The organism is Pseudomonas sp. GGS8 (assembly GCF_024168645.1).
Classification (GTDB): domain Bacteria; phylum Pseudomonadota; class Gammaproteobacteria; order Pseudomonadales; family Pseudomonadaceae; genus Aquipseudomonas.
Window position 1 is genome coordinate 1,703,355 of record NZ_JALJWF010000001.1, and the last position, 20,735, is coordinate 1,724,089.

The following is a 20,735-nucleotide window of genomic DNA, read 5'->3' on the forward strand; positions in this document are numbered from 1 at the left end:
AAGTTCAAAATCGGAACTGGATCACACGCTGTAGGACAGGTCGCCGCTTAAATATCAATGTGACATTACCTTGACGATTGTTTAGGATGGCTCCCATAAGGTCAATAGTTTGGCATAAAGTTAATTTCGAAAAAATATAGCCAAATTATTGACGATTGCGCGTCAAAGTTATGTATCGAATTTTGTAAGAACGTCCAGCCCGATCGGCGAACACGCCCGAGCGGTTCATGGAAGTCAACTGAACGTGACACCCGGAGAGTCTTCAATGAGCAGTGTTGTTGCCATCGTCAAAAGCATTGTTGGTCAGGTTTTCGCGGTGTCCCCAGAGGGCATCCGCCGTGTACTCGTTGAAGGCGACCGGTTGTTTGTGGGCGACCAGGTCGACACCGGTGCCGCCGGCGCCATCACCCTCGAACTGGCTGACGGCCGGACCCTGGACCTGGGCCGCGACACTCAGTGGAGCGGCAGCAATCCGGACTCCAGCACCGACCTTGCGCAAGCCACCGCACAAGCGGCGCCATCGGTTGACGAACTGCAGCAAGCCATCGCCGCCGGCGCCGACCCGACCACCGCGCTTGAAGCCACCGCAGCCGGCCCTACTGCCGCGGGCGCGGGCGGCGCCGCCGGTGGCGGCCACAGCTTCGTGGCTCTGGAGGCAACCGCTGCCCGGGTCGACCCGACCATTGGCTTCCCTACCGCAGGCCTCGCCACTGCGGCTTTGGCAACACAAAACACCACTGGCGGCCAGACCGCCAATACCAGCTCCAATGCTCTGCGCGAATCGACCCTGAGCCTGAGCGCCACGCCGACCATCACCGAGGCCGGTGGTGTACTGGTTTACACCGCGACCCTGACCCAGGCACCGCTGACCGACCTGACCATCACCCTGTCCAACGGCTCGGTGATCGTGATCACGGCCGGCCAGACCACCGGCATCGTCAACGTTCCCCTGGCCCCGAACGACACTGTTTATAACGATCCGACCCAGATCGACGTAACCGTCACCGGAACCACGGGCGGCAGCGGTATCGTGGTCACCCCGCCGACTGCTCCGGCCGTGACCCAGGTCACCGACACCGTCGACACCACCACCGTCACGCTGACGGCCGGCTCGACTGTCACCGAAGGTGGCCAGATCACCTACACCGCAACATTGACCAACCCGGCGCAGACGCCGGTTACCGTGACCTTGTCCAACGGCTCGACCATCACCATCGCCGCTGGCAACACCACCGGCAGTGTGAACGTCCCGACACCGGCCAACGACGTCTACAACAATGGAAGTTCTGTCAGCACCACGATCACCGGGACTACCGGCGGCAATTTCGAAAACCTGGTGCCGAACCCGACGCCGGCCGTCACCACCATTACCGACTCGGTCGACAATACCGGCCTGACCCTGACCGCCACCGGCAGCGTCACTGAAGGTGGCCAGATCACCTACACTGCCACGCTGACCAACCCGGCGCAGACGCCGGTCACCGTCACCCTGTCCAACGGTTCGACCATCACCATCGAAGCCGGTAAAACCACTGGCTCCGTGAACGTCGACACCCCAGCCAACGACGTCTACAACAACGGCAGCACCGTCAGCACCACCATCACTGGCACCACCGGTGGCAATTTCGAGAACCTCGTACCGAGCACCACGCCGGCCGTTACCACCATTACCGACTCGATCGACAACACCGGCCTGAGCCTCAGCGCCACCGGCACCGTTGTCGAAGGCGGCCAGATTACCTACACCGCTACCCTGACCAACCCGGCCGGCACACCGATGACCGTAACCTTGAGCAATGGCTCGGTCATTACCATCGAAGCGGGCAAGACCTCCGGCAGCGTGACGGTCGAGACCCCGGCCAACGACGTCTACAACAACGGCAGCACCGTCGGCACCACCATCACTGGCGCTACCGGTGGCAACTTCGAGAACCTCGTACCGAGCACCACGCCGGCCGTTACCACCATTACCGACTCGATCGACAACACCGGCCTGAGCCTCAGCGCCACCGGCACCGTTGTCGAAGGCGGTCAGATCACCTACACCGCTACCCTGACCAACCCGGCCGGCACGCCGATGACAGTGACCTTGAGCAATGGTTCGGTCATTACCATCGAAGCGGGCAAGACCACCGGCAGCGTGACGGTCGAGACCCCGGCCAACGACGTCTACAACAACAGCAGCACCGTCAGCACCACGATCACCGGCACCACCGGTGGCAATTTCGAGAACCTCGTACCGAGCACCACGCCGGCCGTTACCACCATTACCGACTCGATCGACAACACCGGCCTGAGCCTCAGCGCCACCGGCACCGTTGTCGAAGGCGGTCAGATCACCTACACCGCTACCCTGACCAACCCGGCCGGCACACCGATGACCGTGACCTTGAGCAATGGCTCGGTCATTACCATCGAAGCGGGCAAGACCACCGGCAGCGTAACGGTCGAGACCCCGGCCAATGACGTCTACAACAACGGCAGCACCGTCAGCACCACGATCACCGGCACCACCGGTGGCAATTTCGAGCAACTGACCCCGAGCACCGAGCCGGCGCTCACCACCATCACCGATTCGAAAGACGACACCGGCCTGAGCCTGTCGGCGTCCACCGAAGTGGCCGAAGGTGGTCAGATTCTGTACACCGCGACCCTGACCAATCCGGCGGGCACGCCGGTCACCGTGACCTTGAGCAACGGCGCCGTGATCACCATCGACGCCGGTAAAACCACCGGCAGCGTCACCGTTCCGGCGCCATCCGATGACGTTTACAAAGACGCCGGCACGGTTCAGGCCACCATCTCCACCGCCACCGGTGGCAATTTCGAGAACCTGGTGCCGAGCACCACCCCGGCAGTCACCACCGTCACCGACACCATCGACACCAGCACCGTTTCGCTGAGTGCCACCGCGAACGTCGCCGAAGGCGACACCGTGGTGTACACCGCGTCCGTGTCGGCACCGGTCACCGGCTCGCCAGTCGTCGTGACCCTGTCCAACGGCCAGACCATTACCATCCCGGTCGGTTCGAGCAGCGCCAGCGTGAATTTCACCGCGCCGAACGATGCCCTGGCCGGTGGCAGTTCCTTGAGCGTCAAGATCGACGACGCCAAGGGCGGCAACTACGAGAAGCTGGAAGTCGACGGCAAGTCGGCCGATACCTCGATCACCGATACTCCAGACACCACAACCCTCAGCCTGAGCGCCACCGACTCGGTCGCTGAAGGCGGTTCCATTGTTTACACCGCGACCCTGACCAACGCCGCCGGCACCCCCGTGACCGTGACACTGAGCAACGGCGCCGTGATCACCATCGACGCCGGCAAAACCACCGGCACCGTGACCGTTCCGGCACCGTCCGATGACGTTTACAAAGACGCAGGCACGGTCCAGACCACCATCTCCACCGCCACCGGTGGCAATTTCGAGAACCTGGTGCCTAGCACCACCCCGGCAGTCACCACCGTCACCGACACCATCGACACTTCGACGGTCAACCTGACCGCGACCAGCACTGTGGCTGAAGGCGGCACCGTGGTGTACACGGCTTCCGTGTCTGCTCCGGTCACCGGTTCGCCAGTCGTCGTGACTCTGTCCAACGGCCAGACCATTACCATCCCAGTCGGCGCCAGCAGTGGTTCCGTCAATTTCGTTGCACCCAACGATGCGCTGGCCGGCGGCGGTTCGCTGAGCGTGAAGATCGACGACGCCAAGGGCGGCAACTACGAGAAGCTGGAGGTCGACAGCAAGTCGGCGGATACCTCGATCACTGACACGGCGGATACCACCACCCTCAGCCTGTCGGCGACCGATTCGGTGGCCGAAGGCGGCTCCATCGTTTACACCGCGACCCTGACCAATGCCGCCGGCACGCCAGTCACCGTCACCCTGAGCAATGGCGCGGTGATCACCATCGCCGCCGGTGCCACCAGCGGCAGCGTGACCGTCGATGCACCGAAGGACGACGTCTACAAGGACGCCGGTCAGGTCGAAGTGACGATCAAGGATGCGGCGGGCGGTAATTTCGAGAACCTGGTGCCTAGCACCACTCCGGCGGTTACCAGCGTCACCGATACCATCGATACCTCGACGGTGAATCTGACCGCGACCAGCGCTGTCGCCGAAGGCGGCACCGTGGTGTACACCGCGTCCGTGTCGGCACCGGTCACCGGTTCGCCAGTGGTTGTGACCCTGTCGAACGGCCAGACCATCACCATTCCGGTCGGTTCGAGCAGCGGTTCTGTCAACTTCGTTGCACCCAACGATGCCCTGGCCGGTGGCGGTTCCCTGAGCGTCAAGATCGACGACGCCAAGGGCGGCAACTACGAGAAGCTGGAAGTCGACAGCAAATCGGCCGATACCTCGATCACCGACACTCCAGACACCACGACCCTCAGCCTGTCGGCAACCGACTCGGTCGCTGAAGGCGGTTCCATTGTTTACACCGCCACCTTGACCAATGCCGCCGGCACGCCAGTCACCGTGACCCTGAGCAACGGCGCCGTGATCACCATCGACGCCGGCAAAACCACCGGCACCGTCACCGTTCCGGCGCCATCCGATGACGTTTACAAAGACGCCGGCACAGTCCAGGCAACCATCTCCACCGCCACCGGTGGCAATTTCGAGAACCTGGTGCCGAGCACGGCCCCGGCGGTCACCAGCGTCAACGACACCATCGACACGAGCACTGTTTCGCTGAGTGCCACCGCGAACGTCGCCGAAGGCGGCACCGTGGTGTACACCGCGTCCGTGTCGGCACCGGTCACCGGTTCGCCAGTGGTTGTCACCCTGTCGAACGGCCAGACCATCACCATTCCGGTCGGTTCGAGCAGCGGTTCTGTCAATTTCGTTGCACCCAACGATGCCCTGGCTGGTGGCAGTTCGCTGAGCGTGAAGATCGATGATGCCAAGGGCGGCAACTACGAGAAGCTGGAAGTCGACGGCAAGTCGGCCGACACCTCAGTGACTGACACGGCGGACACCACGACTCTCAGCCTGAGCGCATCCAACTCGGTCGCCGAAGGTGGCCAGATCACTTACACCGCGACCCTGACCAATGCCGCCGGCACACCCGTGACCGTGACACTGAGCAACGGCGCCGTGATCACCATCGACGCCGGTAAAACCACCGGCACCGTGACCGTCCCGGCACCGTCCGATGACGTTTACAAAGACGCCGGCACCGTTGAAGTGACCATCAAAGACGCAACCGGCGGCAACTTCGAGAACCTGGTACCGAGCACCACCCCAGCAGTGACCAGCGTCACCGACACCATCGACACCAGCACCGTTTCGCTGAGTGCTACCGCGAACGTCGCCGAGGGCGGCACCGTGGTGTACACCGCGTCCGTGTCGGCACCGGTCACCGGTTCGCCAGTCGTCGTGACTTTGTCCAACGGCCAGACCATTACCATCTCAGTCGGCGCCAGCAGTGGTTCTGTCAACTTCACCGCCCCCAACGATGCGCTGGCCGGCGGCGGTTCCCTGAGCGTCAAGATCGACGATGCCAAGGGTGGCAACTACGAGAAGCTGGAGGTCGACAGCAAGTCGGCGGATACCTCGATCACTGACACGGCGGATACCACCACCCTCAGCCTGTCGGCGACCGATTCGGTGGCCGAAGGCGGTTCCATCGTTTACACCGCCACCCTGACCAACGCCGCCGGCACGCCGGTCACCGTGACTTTGTCGAACGGTGCAGTGATCACCATCGCCGCCGGCGCCACCAGCGGCTCCGTGACTGTCGATGCACCGAAGGACGACGTCTACAAGGACGCCGGTCAGGTCGAAGTGACGATCAAGGATGCGGCGGGCGGCAACTTTGAAAACCTAGCGACCAATCCGGCAGCGGCGGTCACCGAGATCACCGATACCATCGACACTTCGACGGTCAACCTGACCGCGACCAGCACTGTGGCTGAAGGCGGCACCGTGATTTACACGGCGTCCGTGTCTGCTCCGGTCACCGGCTCGCCAGTCGTCGTGACCCTGTCCAACGGCCAGACCATCACCATTCCGGTCGGTTCGAGCAGCGCCAGCGTGAACTTCACAGCGCCGAACGATGCGTTGGCCGGCGGCGGTTCGCTGAGCGTGAAGATCGACGACGCCAAGGGCGGCAACTACGAGAAGCTGGAAGTCGACGGCAAGTCGGCGGACACCTCAGTGACTGACACGGCGGACACCACGACTCTCAGCCTGAGCGCATCCAACTCGGTGGCTGAAGGCGGTTCCATCGTTTACACCGCGACCCTGACCAACGCCGCCGGCGCGCCGGTCACCGTGACATTGAGTAACGGTGCCGTGATCACCATCGACGCCGGTAAAACCACCGGCACCGTGACCGTTCCGGCACCGTCCGATGACGTTTACAAAGACGCCGGCACGGTCCAGGCGACCATCTCCACCGCCACCGGTGGCAATTTCGAGAACCTGGTGCCGAGCACCACCCCGGCAGTGACCACCGTTACCGACACCATCGACACCAGCACCGTTTCGCTGAGTGCCACCGCGAACGTCGCCGAAGGCGGCACCGTGGTGTACACGGCTTCCGTGTCGGCGCCAGTCACCGGTTCACCAGTCGTCGTGACCCTGTCCAACGGCCAGACCATCACCATTCCGGTCGGTTCGAGCAGCGCCAGCGTGAACTTCACAGCGCCGAACGATGCGTTGGCCGGCGGCGGTTCCCTGAGCGTGAAGATCGACGACGCCAAGGGCGGCAACTACGAGAAGCTGGAAGTCGACGGCAAGTCGGCCGATACCTCGGTGACAGATACTCCAGACACCACGACTCTCAGCCTGAGCGCATCCAACTCGGTGGCTGAAGGCGGTTCCATCGTTTACACCGCGACCCTGACCAACGCCGCCGGCGCGCCGGTCACCGTGACATTGAGTAACGGTGCCGTGATCACCATCGACGCCGGTAAAACCACCGGCACCGTGACCGTTCCGGCACCGTCCGATGACGTTTACAAAGACGCCGGCACGGTCCAGGCGACCATCTCCACCGCCACCGGTGGCAATTTCGAGAACCTGGTGCCGAGCACCACCCCGGCAGTGACCACCGTTACCGACACCATCGACACCAGCACCGTTTCGCTGAGTGCCACCACGAACGTCGCCGAAGGCGGCACCGTGGTGTACACGGCTTCCGTGTCGGCGCCAGTCACCGGTTCACCAGTCGTCGTGACCCTGTCCAACGGCCAGACCATCACCATTCCGGTCGGTTCGAGCAGCGCCAGCGTGAACTTCACAGCGCCGAACGATGCGTTGGCCGGCGGCGGTTCGCTGAGCGTGAAGATCGACGACGCCAAGGGCGGCAACTACGAGAAGCTGGAAGTCGACGGCAAATCGGCCGATACCTCGATCACCGATACTCCAGACACCACGACCCTCAGCCTGTCGGCAACCGACTCGGTCGCCGAAGGCGGTTCCATCGTTTACACCGCGACCCTGACCAATGCCGCCGGCACGCCCGTGACCGTGACCCTGAGCAACGGCGCCGTGATCACCATCGACGCCGGTAAAACCACCGGCACCGTGACCGTTCCGGCGCCATCCGATGACGTTTACAAAGACGCCGGCACAGTTCAGGCAACCATCTCCACCGCCACCGGTGGCAACTTCGAGAACCTGGTGCCGAGCACCACCCCGGCAGTCACCACCGTCACCGACACCATCGACACCAGCACCGTTTCACTGAGTGCTACCGCGAACGTCGCCGAGGGCGGCACCGTGGTGTACACCGCGTCCGTGTCGGCACCGGTCACCGGCTCGCCAGTGGTTGTAACCCTGTCGAATGGCCAGACCATCACTATTCCGGTCGGTTCGAGCAGTGGTTCTGTCAACTTCGTTGCGCCAAACGACACCCTGGCCGGTGGCAGTTCCCTGAGCGTCAAGATCGACGACGCCAAGGGCGGCAACTACGAGAAGCTGGAAGTCGACGGCAAGTCGGCCGATACCTCGATCACTGACACGGCGGATACCACCACCCTCAGCCTGAGCGCGACCGACTCGGTGGCTGAAGGCGGCTCCATCGTTTACACCGCGACCCTGACCAACGCCGCCGGCACACCAGTGACCGTGACGCTGAGCAACGGAGCTGTGATTACCATCGCCGCCGGCGCCACCAGCGGCAACGTGACCGTCGATGCACCGAAGGACGACGTCTACAAGGATGCCGGTCAAGTCGAAGTCACCATCAAGGATGCCGCGGGCGGCAACTTTGAAAACCTGGCCACCAGTCCGGTGGCAGCGGTTACCAGCGTCACCGATACCATCGATACCTCGACGGTGAATCTGACCGCGACCAGCACTGTGGCCGAGGGCGACACCGTGGTGTACACCGCGTCCGTCTCCGCCCCCGTCACCGGTTCGCCAGTGGTTGTGACCCTGTCCAACGGCCAGACCATTACCATCCCGGTCGGTTCGAGCAGTGGTTCTGTCAACTTCGTTGCGCCCAACGACGCCCTGGCGGGCGGCGGTTCGCTGAGCGTCAAGATCGACGACGCGAAGGGCGGTAACTACGAGAAGTTGGAAGTCGACGGTAAGTCGGCCGACACCTCGGTGACAGATACTCCAGACACCACGACCCTCAGCCTGTCGGCAACCGACTCGGTCGCCGAAGGCGGTTCCATCGTTTACACCGCGACCCTGACCAATACCGCCGGCACGCCCGTGACCGTGACCCTGAGCAACGGCGCCGTGATCACCATCGACGCCGGTAAAACCACCGGCACCGTGACCGTTCCGGCGCCATCCGATGACGTTTACAAAGACGCCGGCACAGTCCAGGCAACCATCTCCACCGCCACCGGTGGCAACTTCGAGAACCTGGTGCCGAGCACCACCCCGGCAGTCACCACTGTCACCGACACCATCGACACCAGCACCGTTTCACTGAGTGCTACCGCGAACGTCGCCGAGGGCGGCACCGTGGTGTACACCGCGTCAGTGTCGGCACCGGTCACCGGTTCGCCAGTGGTTGTGACCCTGAGCAACGGCCAGACCATCACCATTCCGGTCGGGTCGAGCAGCGGTTCTGTCAACTTCGTTGCACCCAACGATGCCCTGGCCGGTGGCGGTTCCCTGAGCGTCAAGATCGACGACGCCAAGGGCGGCAACTACGAGAAGCTGGAAGTCGACGGCAAATCGGCCGATACCTCGATCACCGACACTCCAGACACCACGACCCTCAGCCTGTCGGCAACCGACTCGGTCGCTGAAGGCGGTTCCATCGTTTACACCGCGACCCTGACCAACGCCGCCGGCACACCCGTCACCGTGACCCTGAGCAACGGCGCCGTGATCACCATCGACGCCGGCAAAACCACCGGCACCGTGACCGTCCCGGCTCCATCCGATGACGTTTACAAAGACGCAGGCACAGTCCAGGCGACCATCTCCACCGCCACCGGTGGCAATTTCGAGAACCTGGTGCCGAGCACTGCCCCGGCGGTCACCAGCGTCACCGATACCATCGATACCAGCACCGTCTCACTGAGTGCCACCGCGAACGTCGCCGAAGGCGGCACCGTGGTGTACACCGCGTCAGTGTCGGCACCGGTCACCGGTTCGCCAGTCGTCGTGACTCTGTCCAACGGCCAGACCATTACCATCCCAGTCGGCGCCAGCAGCGGTTCTGTCAACTTCGTTGCACCCAACGATGCCCTGGCCGGCGGCGGTTCGCTGAGCGTCAAGATTGATGATGCGAAGGGCGGCAACTACGAGAAGCTGGAAGTCGACGGCAAGTCGGCCGATACCTCGATCACCGATACTCCAGACACCACCAACCTCAGCCTGAGCGCCACCGACTCGGTCGCCGAAGGCGGTTCCATCGTTTACACCGCGACCCTGACCAATGCCGCCGGCACGCCCGTGACCGTGACGCTGAGCAACGGCGCCGTGATCACCATCGACGCCGGTAAAACCACCGGTACCGTGACCGTCCCGGCGCCGTCCGATGACGTTTACAAAGACGCCGGCACCGTTGAAGTGACCATCAAAGACGCAACCGGCGGCAACTTCGAGAACCTGGTACCGAGCACCACCCCAGCAGTGACCACCGTCACCGACACCATCGACACCAGCACCGTTTCACTGAGTGCTACCGCGAACGTCGCCGAGGGCGGCACCGTGGTGTACACCGCGTCCGTGTCGGCACCGGTCACCGGCTCGCCAGTGGTTGTAACCCTGTCGAATGGCCAGACCATCACTATTCCGGTCGGTGCCAGCAGCGGTTCTGTCAACTTCGTTGCACCCAACGATGCCCTGGCCGGTGGCAGTTCCTTGAGCGTGAAGATCGACGACGCCAAGGGCGGCAACTACGAGAAGCTGGAAGTCGACGGCAAGTCGGCGGACACCTCAGTGACTGACACGGCGGACACCACGACTCTCAGCCTGAGCGCATCCAACTCGGTCGCCGAAGGCGGCTCCATCGTTTACACCGCGACCCTGACCAACGCCGCCGGCACACCGGTGACCGTCACGCTGAGCAACGGTGCCGTGATCACCATCGACGCAGGCAAAACCACCGGCACCGTGACCGTTCCGGCGCCATCCGATGACGTTTACAAAGACGCAGGCACGGTCCAGGCCACCATCTCCACCGCCACCGGTGGCAATTTCGAGAACCTGGTGCCGAGCACTGCCCCGGCAGTCACCACCGTTACCGACACCATCGACACCAGCACCGTTTCGCTGAGTGCCACCGCGAACGTCGCCGAAGGCGGCACCGTGGTGTACACGGCTTCCGTGTCGGCGCCAGTCACCGGTTCACCAGTGGTTGTGACCCTGTCCAACGGCCAGACCATCATCATTCCGGTCGGCGCCAGCAGCGGTTCTGTCAACTTCGTTGCACCCAACGATGCCCTGGCCGGTGGCGGTTCCCTGAGCGTCAAGATCGACGACGCCAAGGGCGGCAACTACGAGAAGCTGGAAGTCGACGGCAAGTCGGCGGATACTTCGGTGACCGACACCGTCGACACCACCAACCTCAGCCTGAGCGCCACCAACTCGGTCGCCGAAGGCGGCTCCATCGTTTACACCGCGACTCTGACCAACGCCGCCGGCACCCCGGTGACCGTGACGCTGAGCAACGGCGCCGTGATCACCATCGACGCCGGTAAAACCAACGGTACCGTGACCGTCCCGGCGCCATCCGATGACGTTTACAAAGACGCAGGCACAGTCCAGGCGACCATCTCCACCGCCACCGGTGGAAATTTCGAGAACCTGGTGCCGAGCACCACTCCGGCGGTTACCAGCGTCACCGATACCATTGACACTTCGACGGTCAACCTGACCGCGACCAGCACTGTGGCTGAAGGCGGCACCGTGGTGTACACGGCGTCCGTGTCGGCCCCGGTCACCGGCTCGCCAGTCGTCGTGACTCTGTCCAACGGCCAGACCATTACCATCCCAGTCGGCGCCAGCAGCGGTTCTGTCAACTTCGTTGCACCCAACGATGCGCTGGCCGGTGGCGGTTCTTTGAGCGTCAAGATCGACGATGCCAAGGGCGGCAACTACGAGAAGCTGGAGGTCGACAGCAAGTCGGCGGATACCTCGATCACTGACACGGCGGATACCACCACCCTCAGCCTGTCGGCGACGGATTCGGTGGCCGAAGGCGGCTCCATCGTTTACACCGCAACCTTGACCAACGCCGCCGGCACACCCGTGACCGTGACGCTGAGCAACGGCGCCGTGATCACCATCGATGCAGGCAAAACCACCGGCACCGTCACCGTCCCAGCGCCATCCGATGACGTTTACAAAGACGCGGGCACAGTCCAGGCCACCATCTCCACCGCCACCGGTGGCAATTTCGAGAACCTGGTGCCGAGCACTGCCCCGGCAGTGACCACCGTCACCGACACGATCGACACCAGTACCGTTTCGCTGACTGCGACCGCGAACGTCGCCGAAGGCGGCACCGTCACTTACACCGCGACCGTCGGCGCACCGGTGACTGGCAGCCCGGTCACCGTGTCTCTGGCCAACGGCCAGACCATCACCATCGACATCGGCAAAACCACCGGTACCGTGACCACCGCCGCGCCGAACGACGCCTTGGCCGGCCATGCTCCGCTGACCAACTCGATCACCAACGTCAGCGGCGGCAACTACGAAAATCTGGTGGCGGACAAAACGCCGGTCAGCACCACCGTGACCGACACCGTCGACACCACCAGCCTCAGCCTGAGCGCCACCAACTCGGTCGCCGAAGGCGGCTCCATCGTTTACACCGCGACCCTGACCAACGCCGCCGGCACACCGGTGACCGTCACGCTGAGCAATGGCGCCGTGATCACCATCGACGCTGGCAAAACCACCGGCACCGTGACCGTTCCGGCACCGTCCGATGACGTTTACAAAGACGCCGGCACGGTCCAGGCCACCATTTCCACCGCCACCGGTGGCAATTTCGAGAACCTGGTGCCGAGCACTGCCCCGGCAGTGACCACCGTCACCGACACCATCGACACCAGTACCGTTTCGCTGACTGCGACCGCGAACGTCGCCGAAGGCGGCACCGTCACTTACACCGCGACCGTCGGTGCACCGGTGACGGGCAGCCCGGTCACCGTGTCCCTGGCCAACGGCCAGACGATCACCATCGACATCGGCAAAACCACCGGCACCGTGACCACCGCCGCGCCGAACGATGCACTGGCCGGTCATGCTCCGCTGACCAACTCGATCACCAACGTCAGCGGCGGCAACTACGAAAATCTGGTGGCGGACAAAACGCCGGTCAGCACCACCGTGACCGACACCGTCGACACCACCAACCTCAGCCTGAGCGCCACCAACTCGGTCGCCGAAGGTGGCCAGATCACCTATACCGCGACCCTGACCAATGCCGCCGGCACCCCGGTGACCGTCACGCTGAGCAACGGCGCCGTGATCACCATCGACGCCGGCAAAACCACCGGCACCGTGACCGTCCCAGCTCCATCCGATGACGTTTACAAAGACGCCGGCACAGTCCAGGCGACCATATCCACCGCCACCGGTGGCAATTTCGAGAACCTGGTGCCGAGCACCACCCCGGCAGTCACCACCGTCACCGACACCATCGACACCAGCACCGTTTCGCTGAGTGCCACCGCTTCGGCGGCTGAGGGCGGCACCGTCACTTACACCGCGACCGTCGGTGCACCGGTGACGGGCAGCCCGGTCACCGTGTCCCTGGCCAACGGTCAGACGATCACCATCGACGTCGGCAAAACCACCGGTACAGTGACCACCGCCGCACCGAACGACGCCTTGGCCGGCCACGCTCCGCTGACCAACTCGATCACCAACGTCAGCGGCGGCAACTACGAAAATCTGGTGGCGGACAAAACGCCGGTCAGCACCACCGTGACCGACACCGTCGACACCACCAACCTCAGCCTGAACGCCACCAACTCGGTCGCCGAAGGCGGTCAGATCACTTACACCGCGACCCTGACCAATGCCGCCGGCACCCCGGTGACCGTGACGTTGAGCAACGGCGCCGTGATCACCATCGACGCCGGTAAAACCACCGGCACCGTGACCGTCCCAGCTCCATCCGATGACGTTTACAAAGACGCAGGCACGGTCCAGGCCACCATCTCCACCGCCACCGGTGGCAATTTCGAGAACCTGGTACCGAGCACCACCCCGGCAGTCACCAGCGTCACTGACACGATCGACAAAACCGAAGTCAGCATCAGCGGCAGCACCTCGGTGACTGAAGGCCAGACCGCCAGTTATACCGTCAGCCTGACCCACCCGGCGCAGACCGAAGTGACCCTGAAGATCGTCTACAGTGGCACCGCCGCCGACGGCTCGGACTTCACCGGTGTGTACACCGTGAAAATCCCGGCCGGCGCCAGCAGCGCGAACTTCAACGTCGCGACGCTGGACGACAAGCTCACCGAGGGTACCGAGAACTTTGTGGTCAAGATCGACTCGGCCACCGGCGGCAACTTCGAAAACCTCGCGGTCAGCAGCACCAACGGCAGCGTCAGTACCTCGATCATCGACAACGATGCCGCGCCGGTTCTCGACCTGGACGCCAACAACTCCAGCGGGGCCACCGGGGCTAACTACAACGTGACCTTCACCGAAGGCACCACCGGCCAGGGCGTCTCGATCGGCGATACCGACCTGAGCATCACCGACCCGGACAGCACGATGCTGACCGGCGCCACCATCGTGCTGACCAACCGTCAGCCGGGCGATGCGCTGAACCTGGGTAACAGCGTCAATGGCATCAGCATCAACGCCAACAGCCAGAACGGCACGGTGACCCTGACGCTGTCGGGCAACGCGACGCTGGCCGACTACATGCAGCAAATCAAAAACATCAGCTTCACCAATAGCAGTGAGGATCCGAGCACCGTGCCGCGGATCATCACCGTGACGGTGACCGATGGCAGCAATTACTCCAACACCGCGACCACCACCGTCAACGTGGTGGCCGTGAACGACGCGCCGACCGCCGCGCCGGTTAACGTCACCGGCACCGAAGACACCCCGCTGATCCTCGGTTGGTCGACCTTCGGCGTCAGCGATGTCGACAGCCCGGCCGCCAACCTGGGGGTGAAAATCACTCAGCTGCCGGGCGACGGCAAATTGCAGTACCTGGACGGTGCGACCTGGAAAGACGTAACGACCAACCAGACCATCAGCAAGGCCGACATTGATGCTGGCAAGTTGCGCTTCACACCGGATGCCAACGAATCAGGCGTTGACGGCTACGGTGGCAGCAGCGTGGGCAATAACCAGGCGGACTACGCGCAGATCAAGTTCCAGCCAACCGACGGTCAACTGCTGGGCAACACCGGCACGGTGAAAATCGACATCACGCCGGTTGCCGACGCGCCATCCCTGAGCGTCGCGGACAACAGCGTCAAGTCCACCGGACTGATCAAGGAAGTCTGGACCGGTCTGTCGGGCCTGGGCACCGATGGCAGCGGTGCGCCGTCCGGCACGCTGAAATCGGTCATCGACGCCGCAGGCACCCCGAACTCCACCGGCACCGTGACCAACGTTCAGTCCGACGGCGGCGTCACCGCTGGCACGGCCTCGAAAACGTCCGGCCTGATCTACCTCGAAGCCGGCAAGACGTACACCTTCAGCGGCACCGGCGATGACAGCCTGTTGGTGACCATCGGTGGCCAGAACGTGGCCGCGACGACTTGGGGCGCAGGCGGTAACCTGAACGGTTCGTTCACCCCGACCACCAGCGGTTATTACACCCTGGACATTTACCACCATAACCAGAAGGGCCCGGGCAGCTATGACGTCAACCTGTCGGTCAACGGCGGTGCGGCGGTCGACCTCAGCAGCGCCGGCGTGCCGCTGTACACCGGCGTGGCGGATCTGGCGGCGTCTGGCGTGACAGTGTCCGACCTGCACGGCACCAATGGCGAAGGCTACTACAACGGCTACAAACTCAACGAAGGCGCTGAAGGCACCAGCGTTCACCTGTCCGCGATCAAAACCGCACTGACCGACACCGACGGCTCCGAAAGCCTGAGCGTGAAGATCAGCGGCATTCCGGCGGGCTCGGTGCTCACCGATGGCGCGGGCCACACCTTCACCGCCAGCACCACCTCCGGCGAAGCCAACGTCACCGGCTGGAACCTCGGCACCCTGACCGTCACGCCACCGCCGTACTACAACGGCCAGTTCACCCTGACCGTCACCTCGACGTCCACCGAAGCACTCGGCGGTTCGGCACTGAGCACCGCGCAGATCCCGGTCACGGTGTACCCGGCGGTCTACAACGCCGTGACCGCCACGGCGGCCGATGACACGATCACCGGCACCGACGGCAACGACATCGTGGTCGCCGACATTGGCGGGCTGACCGTGGTGCCGGGCACCAATTACAACATCGCGTTCATGGTCGACAGTTCGGGCAGCATGAGCAGCACGTCGATCAACGCCGCCAAGGATTCGCTGACGGCGGTGTTCAACACCCTCAAGCAAAGCCTGGGCGGCAACTCCGGGACCGTGAATATTTTCCTGGTGGACTTCGATACCCAGATCAACAAATCGGTGTCGGTGAACCTGAACGACCCGAACGCGCTGACCTTACTCAAATCCGTTCTGGACTCGATGTCGTCCGGCGGCGGCACCAACTACGAGGACGTGTTCAAAACCACGGCCAACTGGTTCCAGAGTGCCGACGCCCTTGCCAACACCGGCGCGAAGAACCTCACGTACTTCATCACCGACGGCAAGCCGACCTACTACCAGAGCGGCGAACAAACCAACCCGACCTTGTATGGCAACGTGAAGCTCGATGACGTCGTCACCACCACCAATTACAAGTTGGGGCAGACCTATTCCAGCAACTTGGACAGCACTCACTCCCTGACCATCGACAGCGCCGGCAACGTCACGCTGCAGACGCTGAAAAGCTCGGGGCGCTGGAGCAGTTCTGAACTGGGCACCCTGCATGCCGAGGGCAACGGCACGTACGAACTGTCCTATCGCGATGGCACCGGCTACAGCACCGATTCCACCGCCATCGACAACTCCACCAGCAGCTTCACGTTGCTGAGCAACGTGTCGACGGTGGAGGCCATCGGCCTGAACAAGGACGTCACTCTCACCGACCTCAAACCGTACGACTCGGATCAAACGCCACAAACCAACATCGACCCCAAAGACCTGGCCAACTCGATCATCGGCCATACCGAAGCGACGATGCCTGGTGCCGATACGGTCAGCGGCGGTGACGGCAACGACATCCTGTTCGGCGATCTGGTGAGCTTCAATGGCATTGCCGGTGAGGGATATCAGGCGATGCAGGCGTTCGTCGCCCAGCAAACCGGTGTCGACGTCAGCAAAGTCACTACCAGCAACGTGCACCAGTACATCACCGAGCACTACACCGCATTCGACGTGTCTGGCGCTCACGATGGTAACGACACGCTGCTGGGTGGCGCGGGCAACGACATTCTCTTCGGCCAGGGCGGCAACGACCTCCTCGACGGCGGCAAGGGCAATGACATCCTGCTCGGCGGCACCGGCAATGACTCGTTGATCGGCGGTCAAGGCAACGACATTCTGATTGGCGGCTCGGGTGCCGACACCTTCATCTGGAAGGCTGGCGACACCGGCAGCGACGTGATCAAGGACTTCAAGGCCAGTGAAGGCGACCGCATCGACCTGCGTGATTTGTTGCAGGGTGAAAGTGGCAGCACGATCGACCACTTCCTGAAGATCACCACCGTGGACGGCGTGTCGTCCCTGCAAGTCAGCTCCGCCGGCAAGTTCAACGGCGCCGACGCCGCAGCGGCCACCCCTGATGTGACGATCAAACTGGAAGGTAACAATTGGTCCAGCGCCAGCATCAACTCGTTGATCGCCGGCAGTGACCCGACCATCAAGATCGATCACAACAACAGCTGATACGTAGGCTGAAGGCCGCCCACAACGGGCGGCCTTCACGTATGCGAACACCTCACGGGTGACGATTTCGTCTTCGCACCGCATACTCGCCTGCGTTGGCCTATGCTGCTGACAGCATGACGCTGGTCCATTTCCGAGGGATGCTCAATGTTTTACGTGCAACGCGATGCGCAAGGTCAGTTAGTGCGCGTGGAAGCCACGGCCTATGCCGAGGCCACGGAAACGCTGCCGGCCGATCACCATGAAATCCAGGCCTGGTTTGCCCACGAAGTGGTAGAAACCAGCCTCAAGCAGCTCAAGCAGAGCGACCTGGAAATGATCCGGGTACTCGACGACTTGATTCAGGTGCTGACTCAAAAAGGCGTGATCCGCGTCACCGACCTGCCCCCGGCCGCGCAAGCCAAGCTCATGGACCGGACCCAGGCCCGTGAGGCGCTGGGCGGGTTGAGCCAGTTGATCGATGATGATGAGACGGGGTTGATTTAAGTCTCCTGCCCTCTTTGGTGTTTGCATTGACGCCATCGCGAGCCTGCTCGCGATGACGACATCAGCCTCACCGCCAAGGCTTCGGCTCACCCAACAACTGCCCCTGAACCCCATACAACCCCATCTCACGAATCACCGACAACTCCCCTTCGGTCTCGACCCGCTCGGCAATCAACGGCAAATCAATGCTGTGCGCTGCCCGCTGAATCGCTTCGATGAACAGACGCTTGTCGCTCTCCTGATCGATCGCCCGGATGTAACTGCCATCGATCTTCAGATACGCCAGCCCCAGTCGTGCCAGGTTACCGATCATGCTGAAGCGCCCACCAAAACGCTGCAGGCTCAGCGAGAACCCAAGCTCGCGCAGACGCCGTGTCAGCTGTTCCAGCACCGCTTGCTCGGGCAATTGTTCTTCGCCGATTTCCAGGGTCAGTCGTTCCCCGAGATTCGAATGAGAACGCAGGATTTCAAAAACCTTGTTCAGCGCCTGCGGATCCGCCAACGTCGCGGAAGACAGGTTCAGCGCCAGCGACTCCTCATGCTCGGCCATCTGTTCGAGCACCAACTCCAGCATCAAAAGGTCCAGCCGCGCGGTCCAGCCAAAACGCTCAAGCCATGGCAAGAAACGTCCGGCGGGAATGGTCTGGTCCTGCTCGTCGAGCAGGCGCGACAGCACTTTGTAATGCAGCACCAACTTCGAATCGTGGCTGGCCACCACTGGCTGGAAGTACAGCTCAAAACGCTGATGGTCCAACGCCTGATCCAGCAGGGTGTGCCAGGCATGGTGATCGTCGCCAACCCGCGTCAGTGCACCCTGGTCGAGGCACGCCCAGCTCGGCTCGCCCTGACTTTCCGCCTGGGCCAGCGCCTGATCCGCCAACCCGATCACCGCTTGCGGCGAGTCGCCATGGGCAAACGGCGCCAGCCCGATCGAAGCCACCGAAGCCACGTCCGTGGCGCCCGTGGCATACAGGCTCGCCAGAGCACTCTCGAGGTTGCTCGCCAGTTGCAGCGCTTCTTCACGCACCAGCCCCGGCGCCAACACGGCGAATTCGCCGCCACGAATGCGCGTGACCAGGTTCTGGGTTTCCGGGTATTTGGCGCACTCGCGGGACAGCTGCTCGCCGACCGCTTTCAACAATTCATCGGTACGCTGACCGCCCAACCGCTGGTTCAATCCGGCCAGATCTTTCACTCGCAACAGCAGCAAATAACCCGAGCTGGCCTGCTCCGGGTTGCTCACTCGCGCGTTCAATTGCATTTCGAAATAGCGCCGGTTGGCCAGGCCGGTCAGGTTGTCCTGGTAGGACTCGGCTCGCAGCTTTTCACTGCGTTCGGCTTGCTCCTGGAACAGCGCCTTGAGCTTTTCGACCATCTGATTCATGGCCTGCACCACCCGGCGCAGTTCCGGGGTGCGCGGCAGTTCCGGCAGGCTGAGGAATTCGCGGCGAGCGATGGCGTGGGATTGCTTGACCATATAGTCCAGCGGCTTGAGTTGCCGACGCAGCAACAACGCGCCCAGCACCGCACTCACCGCACCGCAGAGCAGCAACCAGCCGAGGCTGCCCAACGCGCTCTGCCACAGCTTGGCCAACGCGAACATCGGATGGCTGACCACCTCGACCCGCGCGGCCTGCTCCCAGCCACGGCTGACAATTGCGTCGCCACCGGCCGGCTCCAGGCCGATCAGTTTGACGAACCAGTCGGGTACGTTGGTGACCGCCGGAATGCCGCTGCGTTCGACAATCGTCTTGTCATTGGCCAGATCGACCACGCGGATGCTCGCGTAGTAACCGCTGTCGAAGATCGAGCTAACCAGCAACTCGACCATCGCCGGGTCGTCGACGTTCGGCGTCAGGGACAGCGCCAATGCCGTCGCGGCGTCCTGGGCGTGAGAACGCAACTGATTGACGTACTGGGTGCGCGAGCTTTCCAGACTGACCATGAAGCTGCCGGTGAAGGCGACCACCAGGAACAGACAGATAGCGATCAACAGCTGTTTGAACAAAGACATCTGAGCGCGTGCTCCTAGTTAATCGTCTCGACCGGGAAACCTTCGGCCTGCATTTTCTTCAACACGTCCTGCCAGCGAGACAGGCGTTTGGTGTCTCCGACCTTCTTGTTGCCCTTGGCGCCCGGCAGCCACAACCCTTCAGCATTGAAAGAGTAGACCGGCAGCAAATCGGTTCGCTGGTTGGCGGGTTTGATCGCATCGATCAGGCTGTCGAGCACCAAAGGCATGGCCTCGGGGCTCGCGTAATAGGTCAGCACCATATGCGCGCGGTTCAGGCGCAAAGCCTTGACGTAGGTAATGCGCAGCTTGTCACTGGAAACCCCAAGATGACGCAAGCTGAAATATTTCGCGATAGCGTAGTCTTCGCAATCGCCGGCGCCCTTCCACAAGGCTTCGATAGGGGTTTCCCAATAATCGACCTCGTGCCACAGATCGATGTCTTCTTCGTAGCGCATCTGCCTGTTGAAGAACTGGTTGACTACGTTGAGCTGCTCCAGCTCGCCAACCTGTTTTTGCGTGGCCAGCAACTGCTGCCAGGCATCGATGCGCTGCCGCCCTTCACCCAAAGGCCCGTACAATGCCTGCGCACGACGGCTGATCAGCGAAAAATCCCATTCGGCATGCAGCCCGCCCAGCATGACGCCGGCCAGCAGCAGTGCGCAGCCTAGCCAGCGCAAAGTCCGAGGAATCGCGAAACGTACCGCCAATGCGAGGCATCCAGATCAGGCAGATGGAAATCTGGCTTGATGGTGAAGGTTAGTCTGCTAAAAGACAATGGCACGGTGAGATCACTGGCGACGCGCTAAACTTTGAATGGCGGGTGCAATACAAAGA

The 20,735-nt window shown here is 62.7% G+C and carries 4 protein-coding genes; 2 read left to right on the top strand and 2 right to left on the bottom strand.

The genetic code is table 11. From position 1 onward, the window contains the following. Positions 1 to 265: 265 nt before the first annotated feature. Together J3D54_RS07495 and J3D54_RS07500 are read left to right on the top strand one after the other, a co-directional pair. Positions 266 to 17,401, top strand: a complete 17,136-nt coding sequence (locus J3D54_RS07495; RefSeq protein WP_253417347.1) for a LapA family giant adhesin — start codon at positions 266 to 268, stop codon at positions 17,399 to 17,401. A gap of 147 nt (positions 17,402 to 17,548) precedes the next feature. Continuing rightward, positions 17,549 to 17,887: a hypothetical protein gene (locus J3D54_RS07500; RefSeq protein ID WP_018930300.1), complete on the top strand. Its 339-nt coding sequence runs from the start codon at positions 17,549 to 17,551 to the stop codon at positions 17,885 to 17,887. 67 nt (positions 17,888 to 17,954) lie between these two features. On the opposite strand, the gene lapD is transcribed toward J3D54_RS07500, so the two are convergent. Together lapD and lapG are read right to left on the bottom strand one after the other, a co-directional pair. Then, the gene (lapD, locus tag J3D54_RS07505) at positions 17,955 to 19,901 is read right to left on the bottom strand and encodes a cyclic di-GMP receptor LapD (RefSeq protein ID WP_253417348.1); all 1,947 of its coding nucleotides are present in this window, start codon (positions 19,899 to 19,901) and stop codon (positions 17,955 to 17,957) included. A 14-nt stretch (positions 19,902 to 19,915) separates the two neighbouring features. After that, positions 19,916 to 20,608, bottom strand: coding sequence for a cysteine protease LapG (gene lapG / locus J3D54_RS07510; protein WP_253417349.1), 693 nt, complete (start codon positions 20,606 to 20,608; stop codon positions 19,916 to 19,918). Positions 20,609 to 20,735: the final 127 nt, after the last annotated feature.

Excerpts from the sequence above, each read along its gene's own strand:
- J3D54_RS07495 (WP_253417347.1), top strand. The coding sequence starts at position 266 with ATGAGCAGTGTTGTTGCCATCGTCAAAAGCATTGTTGGTCAGGTTTTC.
- J3D54_RS07500 (WP_018930300.1), top strand. The coding sequence starts at position 17,549 with ATGTTTTACGTGCAACGCGATGCGCAAGGTCAGTTAGTGCGCGTGGAA.
- lapD (WP_253417348.1), bottom strand. The coding sequence starts at position 19,901 with ATGTCTTTGTTCAAACAGCTGTTGATCGCTATCTGTCTGTTCCTGGTG.